Source organism: Brotaphodocola sp. (assembly GCF_983179755.1).
The window spans coordinates 93,521-106,614 of the sequence record NZ_CFAHBC010000001.1; the positions used below are offsets into that span (position 1 = coordinate 93,521).

Below are 13,094 nucleotides of genomic sequence, written 5' to 3' on the forward strand. Positions count from 1 at the left end.
TTTGAGTACATAATAGTTAAACGGAGGAATTTGAGGTGGAACTGAGAGGAAAGAGAGTCGTGATGACAGGTGCGACCGGATTTATCGGCAGGAACACGGCGAAGGCTCTGCTTGAGAGCGGAGCGGAGGTCTTCTGCCTTGTGCGTCCAGGTTCGCCAAACCGCGGACTGCTTCCGGAACATGAAAAATTGACCGCAGTCGAGGGAGCGCTTGATCAGGTGGAGAGTGCTGTGAAAACGATCGGTCAGGCGGATGCATTCTTTCATTTTGCGTGGGGCGGTGTCAACCGGGCAGAGATTGATTCGCCGGTTGTCCAGCAGAAGAATGTCGAGGATTCCCTCGCATGTGTGCGCGCCTCCCATGCGCTCGGCTGTACGTTTTTCCTCGATGCGGGTTCCCGCGTGGAGTATGGAATCACCGAGGACGGGACGATGGAAGAATCGATGGAGTGCCATCCGGTCAATGCCTACGGCAGGGCAAAGCTGGAATTTTATCAGCGGGCAGTGCCGTTGTGCAGAGAGTATGGGATGACTTACTATCATCTGCGCTTTTTCAGCGTTTACGGGCGAGGCGATCATCCGTGGTCGATCATCTCGACGCTTGTGCGTGATCTGCCACTGGGCAAGACCGTCTCTCTGAGTGCCTGCCGTCACAGATGGAACTTTATGGATATTCAGGATGCGTCAAGGGCAGTGCTTGAACTTTACCGGTTCAGCGATGAACACAGTGGGGAGAGCCAGATCGTCAATGTCGCAAGTAAGGATACGAGAGTCCTCAGAGAGTTTGTTGAGGAGATCCATGAGATTGCGGGAGGACGAGGCGCACTCGAGTACGGCACGTTTGTGCAGGCAAAAGAAGGAGCGCTCTCGATCTGTCCGAGAACGGAGGTTCTGTCTGAGCTGACTGAGGGAACATGGAAGGAAGAAATCGCGTTTCGGGATGGCATCCGGCGCATGATGGAGGAATGATGAAAAAAATTAGTGTACTGATTCCTTGCTATAACGAGGAGGAGAATGTAGAGCCGATCAGTCAGGCTGTCTTGGAGACGCTGAATCGGGATCTGCCGGAATACGATTATGAGCTGGTCTTTATTGATAACGATTCCACGGACCAGACGAGGTCAATTCTTCGCCGTATGTGTGCAGGAAATCCAAAAATCAAGGCAATTTTCAATGCAAGAAATTTCGGTCAGTTTAATTCGCCGTACTACGGGATGCTTCAGGTCACCGGAGACTGTGTGATTGAGATGGTTGCAGATTTTCAGGACCCGGTTGAGATGATCCCGAAGTACGTCCGGGCGTGGGAAGAGGGATATAAGATCGTCATCGGCATCAAGACGAGCAGTAAGGAAAACCGTCTGATGTATGCCCTGAGAAGCTTTTATTACAAGACGATCAAGAAACTCTCCGATGTCGAGCAAATCGAACATTTTACGGGATCGGGTCTCTATGACCGCGATTTTATTGAGGTTCTGAGAAAACTCGACGATCCGACACCGTTTCTCCGCGGAATCGTTGCAGAGCTTGGATATAAGCGCAAGGAGATCCCGTATGAACAGCCGAAACGGCGTGCTGGAAAAACACACAACAATTTCTACCGTCTCTATGATGCGGCAATGCTGAGTGTGACTTCTTACACGAAGGCAGGACTGAGACTTGCGACGTTTCTCGGAGCGTTCAGCTGTCTCGTGAGTCTTGCAGTTGCTCTCGCCTATCTGGTGATGAAGCTGATCTGGTGGGATCGTTTCCCGGCAGGGATGGCACCGATGCTGATTGGAATGCTGTTTTTGGGATCGGTACAGATTTTCTTCATCGGTATGGTCGGAGAGTATGTGCTCTCGATCAACCAGAGAGTGATGCACCGTCCGCTCGTTGTCGAGGAGGAGCGTTTGAATTTCACTGAGGATAAAAAAGTGAAAGAAAAATCAGAGAGCGAAGCGAACGGGGATAACTAGAGGGAAAAGGATAGGATGAAGGAATAAGATTTATGAAATATAAGGTAGATGTGGTAAGAATTCGGGAAAATTCGATTCAGCTCAACGGCTGGGTAGTCGGAAAGACGCCGGAGTCAAAGGCACAGTTTAAGGTTCTGGATGGAAATAAAAAGCCGGTCAAAGTCCGGTATGTGGCGACGAGACGTGACGATGTGAGCCAGATTTATTATAAGAAGGTGTATGATCGGGATTTTGGATTTGACATCCAGTTTCCGTATGAGAGAGGAAAGGATTACTGGCTTTTAATCCGCTGTGACGGGCGCACTGTCAAGATCAAGTACAACGAACAGCTTGTCGAGAAGCGCGCGAGTGTCCTGCACAAGAGAATCGAGAAGATCCGTGATCTGATGAACATGGAGACCGTCCATGTCGCCCTCGAATTCTGGAAGAAGAATGGACTCAAGGCACTGATCTTAAAGTCGAAGCACAAGATTCAGGGACTCGATAATGACTATGATTACGGTGAGTGGTATAAGCTGACGAAGCCGACCGAGGAAGAGTTGGAGCGACAGAGAAAAGAAAAGCTGGCATCAGAGCCTCTGCTCTCGATTGTGATTCCGGCATATAAGACACCGGAAAAGTATCTCAGAGAGATGCTCGACTCGATCAAGGCACAGACGTACTCGAACTGGGAGGTCTGTGTCGCAAATGGAAGCCCTGCCGGGGAGGGAAAGATCGTCAACCGTGTGCTTGCACAATATGCAAAGGAAGATCCACGATTCCGATTTGTTGATCTGGGTGAGAACCGTGGAATTTCCGGAAACACGAACTCCGCGCTTGAGATGGCAAAGGGTGATTTCATCGTGCTCGCCGACCATGATGACACGCTCCCGGAGCATGCGCTGTATGAGGTGGCCTCTGCGATCAACAAGAATCCTGACTGTGATGTGATTTATTCGGATGAGGATAAGCTCGATATGGATGGAGGCGCTCTGTTTGATCCGCATTTCAAGCCGGATTTCAACCAGGATCTGCTGACAAGTGTAAATTATATCTGTCATCTTTTTGTTGTGAAGCGGGAGCTTTTGAACCAGGTCGGCGGGTTCCGTCAGGAGTTTGACGGTGCTCAGGACTATGATTTCATTTTCCGCTGCACAGAGAAGGCAAACCAGATCGTGCATATCCCGAAGGTGCTCTACCACTGGCGTTGCCATCAGAACTCGACGGCAAGCAATCCGGAAAGCAAGATGTATGCGTTTGAGGCGGGCGCAAGGGCGATCATGGCGCACTATGAGAGATGCGGAATTCCGGCTGAGAAGGTTGTGAAGGGTGTCGACTACGGCATTTACCATACGATTTTCAAGGTGCAGAACAATCCTCTTGTCTCTGTGATTATTCCAAATAAAGACCACAGTGCCGATCTTGATCTGTGTATCCGGTCGATTTTGGAGCGCGCGACGTACGAGAATCTCGAGTTTATCGTCATTGAGAACAACAGCACGGAGAAAGAGACATTTGCATACTACGAGAAGATCCAGAAAGAGTTCCCGCAGGTTCATGTTGTGAAATGGGAGCGCGAGTTCAACTACTCGGCAATCAACAATTTCGGTGCCCAGTTTGCAAAGGGAGAGTATTTCCTCTTCCTGAATAACGATACCGAGATCATTTCTAAGGATCTGTTTGAGGAAATGCTCGGCTACGCGCAGAGACCGGAGGTCGGAATCGTTGGCGTTCGTCTGCTCTATCAGGATAACACGATTCAGCATGCGGGGGTTGTCATCGGATTTGGCGGAATCGCGGGTCACACGTTCATCGGTCTGCATGAGGCAGAGAGCAGTTACTTCCACCGCGCAATGTGCGCTCAGGATTACAGTGCGGTGACTGCGGCATGCATGATGACGAGAGCATCCCTGTTTCGTGAGCTTGGTGGATTTACCGAGGAGCTTGCGGTCGCATTTAACGACATCGATTACTGTATGAAGGTCAGAAATGCCGGAAAACTCGTTGTATACAATCCGTATTCCGTGATGTACCATTATGAGTCGAAGTCGAGAGGACTTGAGGATACGCCGGAGAAGGTTGCGCGCTTTAACCGCGAGATTGCGATTTTTGCCCGCCGTTGGCCGGATGTTTTGAAAAACGGAGACCCGTATTACAATCCGAATCTGACGCTGAGAAAGTCCAACTTTGCACTCAGAGATCTCCAGAAGGAGAAGATCGGAGAGCCGTATAAGCTGGAGGTGTAGAATAGCAAGATGGGTGAAAAGAGCGAGAACAGCGAGAAGTGTGAGATGAGCGAGAAGGGCAAAATGAAGAAAGCGACGATTATTATTCCGAACTACAATGGTCTGAAATTCATGGAAATGTGCATGAGCGCGCTGGAGAAACAGACCTGCAAGGATTTTGAGATTCTCGTTGTCGACAATGGATCGACGGATGGAAGTGTTGAGTGGCTGAAGGAGAACGAGATTCCCTCGATTTTCCTTCCGGAGAATACCGGATTTTCCGGTGCGGTCAATGTGGGAATCAAGGCGTCAAAGACTCCGTTTGTGATTCTGTTAAACAACGATACCGAGGCGAAAGAGGGATATGTTGAGGCGCTGATTCGCGAGATTGAGCGTTCTCCGAAGATCTTTTCGGTCAGCCCGAAGATGATTCAGCTCTACCACAAGGAGCTGATGGATGATGGTGGAGACATGTACAGCATCATGGGCTGGGCATACCAGCGCGGAGTCGGTCAGGAGATTGAGCGTTACAACCGTGCGTGCAATGTGTTCTCGGCGTGTGCCGGGGCGGCGATTTACCGCAGGGAGGTCTTTGAGGAGATCGGATACTTTGATGAGATGCATTTTGCATATCTTGAGGATATCGATGTGGGATACCGCGCAAAGATTGCGGGATACTATAACCGTTACTGTCCGTCTGCTGAAATTTATCATGTCGGGAGCGGAACGAGCGGATCGAAGTACAATGAATTCAAAGTTCGTCTTGCGGCGCGCAACAATGTTTACTTAAATTATAAGAATATGCCGGGCTGGCAGCTGCTCTTAAACAGCATTCCAATTGGTCTTGGAATCCTCGGAAAATATTTCTTCTTCAAGAAAAAAGGATTTGAGAAGGAGTATGTCGGCGGAGTTCTCGAAGGAATCCGTACGGTGAAGAAGACAAAGAAAGTCGCTTATCGACCGGAGGATTTTCAGAACTATCTCGCAATCGAGTGGGAGCTGATCTACGGCGCGATGCTCTATATCTATGAGTTTGGAAGACGGCAGATCAGAAAGAAACTGATAAAATAATGTTACAAGTTGTAAATATAACATTACGAAATTTAAGAGAAATTTAATAGTGCAAAGAAAAGAATTCGTGTATAATCGTTATCATTGAGTTGCTATGCGCTTAAATAGGGAGGAATTTTCCCTGTACGGAGGCAAAAATAAATGATAAAGAGTAACCAAAAGAGGCTGAACCGCATGCATGTGGTGCTGGATGCACTGGTGATTGCAGGGGCGTACATCCTGAGCTGGTTTGTGACAATAAAGAGTGGCTGGTTTGACACGGGCGGAGTACTTCCCGACTGGTTTTATATGGGAGCGCTGCTTGTGCTTGTACCGTTGTACCTGCTGCTGTATACAATTTTTCAGCTTTTCACCCCGAAACGGGTTCAGGGGCGCAGGCAGGAATTTGCCAATATCTGCAAGGCGAACCTGATCGGTTTTCTGATCAGCGGTCTGCTTCTCTATTTGACAGGTAAAAATCCATATCTGAGAGAGTTTTCCCGAAAACTTGTCATTGTCTTCTGCGCGGTCAATGTGACAGCAGAGACGATTGAGAGGAATTTGATTCGAATTTTCCTGCGCTCAATGCGGGCGAAGGGATACAATCAGAAGCATATTCTTCTGATCGGATACAGCCGGGCAGCGGAAAATTATATTGACCGCGTGCTGGCAAATCCTGAGTGGGGATATCAGATTCACGGCATCCTCGATGATCACAAGGCGCGGGGGAGCGAATACCGGGGCATTAAAGTCATCGGTCCGATCAGCAATCTGAGAAACATTTTGAATCTGAATTTCATGGATGAGATTGCGATCACGCTCTGTATTCGGGAGTATGGAATTCTCGAGGATCTGGTGGCAGAATGCGAGAAATCCGGCGTACACACAAAGTTTATTCCGGATTACAACAACATCATTCCGACAAGACCTTACACGGAAGATCTTCAGGGACTTCCGGTTATCAATATCCGCCGCGTTCCGCTCAGCGATCCGCTGAATGCGATGATGAAGCGTGCTGTCGATATTTTTGGAGCGCTGGTAGCGTTGATTTTGTTTTCACCAATTATGCTTGTCACTGCGATTTTGATTAAGCTGACAGCTCCCGGTCCTCTGATCTATTGTCAAGAGCGAGTCGGACTTCACAATCGACCGTTTAAGATGTACAAATTCCGGTCGATGGAGGTGCAGGACCCGAAGAAGGAGAAAAATCAGTGGACGAGTCCTCATGATCCGCGCGTGACGCCGATCGGAAGATTCATCAGAAAAACAAGTATTGATGAGATGCCACAGCTTTTCAACGTGTTGTTTGGCGATATGAGTCTGGTTGGTCCTAGACCGGAGCGACCATTCTTTGTAGAAAAATTCAAGGAAGAGATTCCACGATATATGATCAAGCATCAGGTTCGACCGGGAATGACCGGATGGGCACAGGTAAATGGTCTGCGTGGAGACACCTCGATCACGAAGCGAATCGAGCATGATCTGTATTATATTGAGAACTGGACACTTGGATTTGACTTTAAGATCCTGTTTCTGACGTTTTTTAAGGGCTTTATCAATAAGAATGCTTATTAAATTAGTTAAATGAGATACGAAAGACGAAAGAAAAAGCTATTTTTAAGTGTTAGAGCTTTATAGAAGCAGATAGAGGGATCAATGGACAGATAGCTGTGAGTGGATAACAGACAAATGAGTGGTGCGCTGACAGACAGTGGACAACGGACACCTGAGGATACGGAAGGAAAGTAGAAAGTGATGATCTGAGAGGATCAGGATGATGGGCTTCTTTCCGGGCAATAAATAAAATGAGGTAGATATATGAGTCGTGAGTACGAGGAAGACAGAAGACAGGGAGACGAGCGAAGCCGTCGCCGGACTTCAGAGCGTCAGAGAGAGATGGAAGGACCGGTTATCATGGAGGGCGGTTCGGTGACAGTGAGTCGTTCCGGACATTCGATGCATTCTGCACGTTCTGCGCGTTCTGTGCGCAGAGTTCGCAGTGTGCAGACTTCTGGAAATTCTGTAAATTCCGGAAGCAAAGAAGCAAAGCGGTGGCGCACAGCATCCTCTTCACCGGAGTCCGGTGCGGGGAGACACCAGAGTGCACAGAGAAATGTTTCTCCAAGTAAAAATATTTCCAAGAGTGCATCTTCGAGAGGAGGCGGTGGCAATTATAACAATGGCGGTCACGGTAATGGTGGTGGTCGCAATGGTGGCAATAATAATGGTTATAATGGCAATAACAACGGAAATAACAACCTGCCGAACCCGAGAAAAGAGATGGAGCGCGCCAAGAAGAGAAGAACGATCCGCAGAATCATCACGACAGTGATTGCGGAGTGCTTTGCGCTGTTCTTTATTTTCGGATATGGATTTTTCGCACGCACGGCGGCAAAGATTCAGCGACCGAGCGAGGAAGAGATGAAGGAAGTTACGGTCAATCAGGATCTTCCGGAGGTCGCAACCCAGAATATGAAGGGTTACTGGACAATCGCAGTCTTCGGTGTGGATGCCCGTGACAATGCGATCAAGAAGGATACGAATGCGGATGTCAACATCATTTGCAGCATCAATCTGGAAAACGGAGAGATTAAGCTCGTTTCCGTTTACCGTGACTCCTATCTGAACATCAGTCAGGAGAAGGGAAGCTACAATAAGATTAACCAGGCATATTTCCTTGGTGGACCAGCTCAGGCGATGACCGCGTTAAACCGCAACCTCGATCTGAATATTACGGACTATATCACCTTTAACTGGAAGGCAGTTGCGCAGGGAATTGATATCCTTGGCGGTGTTGATGTGGAGCTGAGCAAGGCAGAGTTCTACTATATTAACTCTTTCATCACAGAGACCGTAAAGGCAACCGGAATCGGTTCGACTCAGCTGACCCATGCAGGAATGAATCATCTTGACGGTGTTCAGGCAGTTGCATATGGTCGTCTCCGTCTGATGGATACGGATTATGCGCGTACTGAGCGCCAGAGAAAGATTATCAGCCTTGCGTTTGAGAAGGCGCAGAAGGCAGATTTCCAGACTCTTTATCGTCTGATCGGAACCGTGTTCCCGAATACTTACACCAGCCTTTGGGTGGATGATCTTGTAAACAATGCGAAGAACATCTCGAAGTTCCATCTCGTAGATACGACTGGATTCCCGCAGGCGCGCGGTGAGGCGAATATGGGCAAGAAGGGATCGGTTGTTGTTCCGGCAACGCTTGAGAGCAATGTCAAACTGCTTCATGAGTTCCTCTACGATGAGACCGATTATGAGCCGTCTGAGACCGTAAAGAAGATTGGCGAGAAGATCTCTGCGAATACCGGCATCTATAAAGAGGGTCAGGTTGTCAAGAAGGTGGGAACGGACAGTGGAGTTGTTCAGCCTCAGAAGACGACGGCTTCTGCGACAACTGGATCTTCAAAGAATTCTAAGGATGAGTCTGGCACCGATGACAAGAAAGATGTAAAGGTGACTGTGGAGTCGGATGATTCATCTACCGGAAAGATTTCCGAGAGCACGAAGGCGGATGAGAAGGGGTCTAAAGACTCGAAGGATGCTCACGAGACGACATCTGCAAAGGATGTAAAGGAAACGAAGGACGCAAAAGAAACGACGAAAGAGACAACAAAAGAGGAGAAGGGAACAACAGAAATAAAGGAGACGATCGCGCCGAAGGAGAGCACGAGTGCGAGCCATGCGGGAACGTCGACGACCTCCGCTTATCGTGAGACAACTGCGTCTCATTCTACTTCCGGTGGAACATCTGAACTTCCGCCGGCATCGACTGTACGCGGAGAGGGACCGGCTTCGTCTACGACGTCAGCGTCCAAGGAGACCACTGCACATGTGGGACCGGGAGGAACAAGTACAATGCCGACGACTGCTGGATCTGGTCCGGTTTCAAGACCGGGGCAGTAAAGTGGGCTGGTGTTAGCTAGCACGATGAAGATTTTAAACATTTTCGACAGGTAATAAAAAAATAAGAGATTATAAGATGGCTCATGGCTCCGTTCACGGGTAAAGTCATGCAAACGCGCTCTCGCTCCGGGTTCAACGTAGCGGTGCATAAGACCGTAAAAGACACGGTCTAAGCACCGACGTCTCACACGGGTTTGCATGTACTTTCCCGCTGACGGAGCCTTTTCTGCATATATATTCATTGAAAGAAAGAGACAGAAAAAAGTGTCTGTCATAGCTGTTTTTGTATACACGTTTCCCTCAACTATTTTTCTTATGTGTATGTTTCACATCTTAGATACGTTTCCATCACATTTCCGACACAATTAATTGTTATAGTCTTGATAGTAAAGAGAGAACATGCCGTATGATATGGTGGCGGTAGCAGATTTTGCCGATTTGGAATACGAAGCATTCGCAAAATCCATTGTTGTTTGCAGGGTGTGTGAACAGTTATGAGAACATAAAAGATATTTACAATAGAAGATGGTTTTCTGAGACAGTGAGAGTATGGAAAACGTGATTGCGAATATCATGAGGTGATAGAGGAAAGGGGACTGGAGACATGTTTGAGGATGAGGACAGAGAGTTCCATGAAGATAATAGAGAGAACGATTATCATGATGATGCATATGACAGAATGAACGAGAGCAATGATGACGAGCAGAGAACATCGCAGGAAATGTGGGAGGATGACGGACAGGAGTCTGTGAAGGAAGATCCTCAGAGCGGATGGGTGGAGAATCATCCGAATGCTCAGATTCCGGATGAGCCGGTTCACGGTTCAGTGGGGATGCCACCGGTTGTCAAAAGGATTGCCGGGGTTGCAGTTTCGGCGGTTCTGTTTGGTGTGATTGCGGGTGGAACGATGTTTGGAGTGAACCAGGCAGGAAATTATCTGAGAGATCAGTATTTTCCGAAGAGTGAGACTCAGCTGATGATTGCCCAGGCGCCGACGGCAGATCAGGGTGGGGACGCTGCATCTTCGATTCAGACCGGAATGGATGTATCGGAGATTGCTTCCAATGCAATGCCGTCCGTTGTGGCGATCAATAATACGATGCTGATGCAACAGCAGACCTGGTTTGGGCCGGGAAGAACCGTGGAAGTACCGAGCAGTGGATCAGGAATCATCGTCGGACAGAATGACAGTGAGCTTCTGATTGTGACGAATAATCACGTTGTCGAGGATTCCAATCAGCTGACAGTGACCTTTATTGATAACAGTCAGGTCAATGCGACGATCAAGGGAACGGATGCCGATCAGGATCTTGCGGTTATTGCAGTTTCGTTGAAAGATATCCCGGCGGAGGCAATGAGCCAAATCAAGATCGCGACGCTCGGAGATTCCGATGCGCTCAAGGTTGGTCAGGGTGTTGTCGCAATCGGAAATGCACTTGGATATGGACAGTCGGTGACGGTTGGCTACATCAGTGCGCTTAACCGAGAAGTAAAGACAAGTGAGACGGATGTGAAAAAACTGCTTCAGACGGATGCTGCGATCAATCCGGGTAACAGTGGTGGTGCACTTTTGAATACGAGGGGTGAGGTGATCGGAATCAACTCTGCCAAATATTCTTCGACCGAGGTTGAGGGAATGGGATATGCAATTCCGGTGTCTCAGGTCAAGGATATTATTAATCAGTTGATGAACCGTAAAGTCCGCACAGAGGTTGCACAGGCACAGCAGGGCTACCTTGGAATTCAGGGACAGAACATCGATGACAATGCAGCGTCGATGTATGGAATGCCAAAGGGAATCTATGTCTACAAGATTGTGGAGAATGGAGCAGCGTCGAAGTCAGAGCTGAAGGAAAAGGATATCATCACAAAGTTTGATGGGCAGAGTGTTCGCACAATGGCAGACTTGAAAGACTTACTGAAATATTATCGGTCCGGTGAGACGGTTGAATTGACCGTTCAGTCGCTGGAGAACGGAGAGTATCAGGAGCGTACCGTTTCAATCACACTCGGAACTAAACCGGCGGACAGCAGACAGTAACGGACAGAGATAAATTTAGATAAAAAATGGGTACTGTGATGGGAGAAATCTTCTTTTGTCACAGTACTTTTTTGTATGATAGGAAATTGCGTCCTATCATACAAAAACGCTCCGCGAGGATGCGCACTCGGCGCAGGGAAAGAGGGTTGCCGAAGCAACCGCGCCTCAGCGCGAGAATGTGCCAGGGCACATTCTTTTTTATTAGACTACCTCTTTTGCTGTCTGGCAGATTTTCTGCATTGACCTGTGAGGAAGATGCGTATAAAGTATACATGAGGGCGAACAGGATAGATTCGGTCAAGGCTGGAGAAGGAGAGAACGATGGAAGATTTCAGAGAAGTACAGGATGAACAGAAAAAAGATGATGTGAAAGAGATAACAGGAGAAAAGACAGAAAATATGGAGATAGATGATAAGACAACAGAGAAGAAGGAAACCTCTTCGGACACGCAGGAATATGAGAAAGTCTGCTACATTTGCCGGAGACCGGAAAGCAAGGCAGGAAGCATGATTATGATGCCGGGAAATATCTGCCTTTGCCATGACTGCATGCAAAAAGCCTTTGACTCCATTATGGGAAAAGGCATGGATATGTCGAAGATTGACTGGTCGAAGATGGATCTCTCCCAGATTCCGGGGATGCCATATATGAATATGAATTTTACGAATCCGACGGATATGGAGGGATTCGGGAATGCGATGATTTCAAACAAGCAGAAGGTAAAGAAGCGCAAGGAAAAAAACGGACCGGATTTTCAGTTAAAGGACATCCCGGCACCCCATATTCTCAAGGCAAAGCTCGATGAGTATGTGATCGGTCAGGACAAGGCGAAAAAGGTGATGGCGGTTGCCGTTTATAATCATTATAAGAGAATTTTTGATGAGGAACAGCGCCAGGCACTCGAAAAAAAAGGCGAGAAGTCAACAGATGATGTGCGCATTGAAAAGTCCAATATCCTGATGATTGGACCGACCGGAAGCGGAAAGACGTATCTTGTCAAGACACTCGCAAATCTGTTGAATGTTCCGCTCGCGATTGCCGATGCGACCTCGCTGACGGAAGCAGGATATATCGGAGACGATATTGAAAGCGTAGTTTCCAAACTCCTGACGGCTTCCGGAAATGATGTGGAGAAGGCGGAGCATGGAATTATCTTTATCGATGAGATTGATAAAATTGCCCGCAAGAAGGAGACGAACACCAGAGATGTGAGCGGAGAGTCTGTTCAGCAGGAGCTTCTGAAACTTCTTGAGGGAAGCACGGTGGAGGTTCCGGTCGGAGCCGGTCAGAAAAATGCGCTTACACCGACGACAACCGTGAATACAGAAAATATCCTGTTTATCTGCGGGGGCGCTTTTCCGGATCTTGAGACGATCATCCGTGAGCGTTTGCAGAAAAAGTCATCGATGGGCTTCGGTGCTGTTCTCAAGGACGATGCAGAGCAGGAGAGACAGATTCTCTCAAAGGTGACGACGGAGGATCTCAGAAAGTTCGGTATGATTCCGGAGTTTCTCGGAAGACTTCCGGTTACAGTTACGCTTGAAAAACTGAATGAAGAGCTATTGATGAGAATTCTCAGAGAGCCGAGAAATGCGATTCTCCGTCAGTATGAGAAACTTCTCTCAATGGATGAGGTCAAGCTCGAGTTTGAGGAGGACGCACTCAGATGGATTGCAGAAGAGGCACTCCGGAGAGATACCGGAGCGCGTGCGCTTCGGGCAATTCTTGAGGAGTTCATGCTCGACATCATGTATGAGATCCCGAAAGATCCGGGAATCGGCACGGTTGTTGTGACTCGCTCGTACCTTGAGAAAAAGGGTGGACCACTGATCCAGATGCGTGGATAGTAGTTAGCTGTCCCAGATGTAGTTCGACACGGATTTTTTATCTCATTACGACACCTATGGAATATTGTTTTTACGGACTTAT

General features: G+C 48.2%; 8 protein-coding genes. All 8 read left to right on the forward strand.

The features are described 5' to 3' along the window. Positions 1-62 precede the first annotated feature (62 nt). The 8 genes from AC4EVX_RS00410 to clpX all read left to right on the forward strand — a co-directional run bounded on the left by AC4EVX_RS00410 (position 63) and on the right by clpX (position 13,012). Positions 63-968, forward strand: a complete 906-nt coding sequence (locus tag AC4EVX_RS00410; RefSeq protein ID WP_308450956.1) for an NAD-dependent epimerase/dehydratase family protein — start codon at positions 63-65, stop codon at positions 966-968. Beyond that, positions 968-1,954: a glycosyltransferase family 2 protein gene (locus AC4EVX_RS00415; RefSeq protein WP_177977103.1), complete on the forward strand. Its 987-nt coding sequence runs from the start codon at positions 968-970 to the stop codon at positions 1,952-1,954. The genes AC4EVX_RS00410 and AC4EVX_RS00415 overlap by 1 nt, the downstream gene beginning before the upstream one ends. Before the next feature lie 32 nt (positions 1,955-1,986). After that, on the forward strand, positions 1,987-4,179 hold the full coding sequence (locus AC4EVX_RS00420; RefSeq protein ID WP_177977083.1) for a glycosyltransferase family 2 protein: 2,193 nt from the start codon (positions 1,987-1,989) through the stop codon (positions 4,177-4,179). A 9-nt stretch (positions 4,180-4,188) separates the two neighbouring features. Continuing rightward, complete coding sequence (locus AC4EVX_RS00425; RefSeq protein ID WP_308450922.1) at positions 4,189-5,229, forward strand: glycosyltransferase family 2 protein; 1,041 nt, start codon at positions 4,189-4,191, stop codon at positions 5,227-5,229. A gap of 141 nt (positions 5,230-5,370) precedes the next feature. Next, positions 5,371-6,783 (forward strand): undecaprenyl-phosphate glucose phosphotransferase, encoded by a 1,413-nt coding sequence (locus AC4EVX_RS00430; protein ID WP_308450923.1) that lies wholly within the window; start codon positions 5,371-5,373, stop codon positions 6,781-6,783. 243 nt (positions 6,784-7,026) lie between these two features. After that, positions 7,027-9,123, forward strand: a complete 2,097-nt coding sequence (locus tag AC4EVX_RS00435; RefSeq protein ID WP_490159343.1) for an LCP family glycopolymer transferase — start codon at positions 7,027-7,029, stop codon at positions 9,121-9,123. A 721-nt stretch (positions 9,124-9,844) separates the two neighbouring features. Continuing rightward, positions 9,845-11,164 (forward strand): S1C family serine protease, encoded by a 1,320-nt coding sequence (locus tag AC4EVX_RS00440; protein ID WP_490159395.1) that lies wholly within the window; start codon positions 9,845-9,847, stop codon positions 11,162-11,164. Positions 11,165-11,563: 399 nt separating this feature from the next. Continuing rightward, positions 11,564-13,012, forward strand: a complete 1,449-nt coding sequence (gene clpX / locus AC4EVX_RS00445) for an ATP-dependent Clp protease ATP-binding subunit ClpX (protein WP_490159396.1) — start codon at positions 11,564-11,566, stop codon at positions 13,010-13,012. Positions 13,013-13,094: the final 82 nt, after the last annotated feature.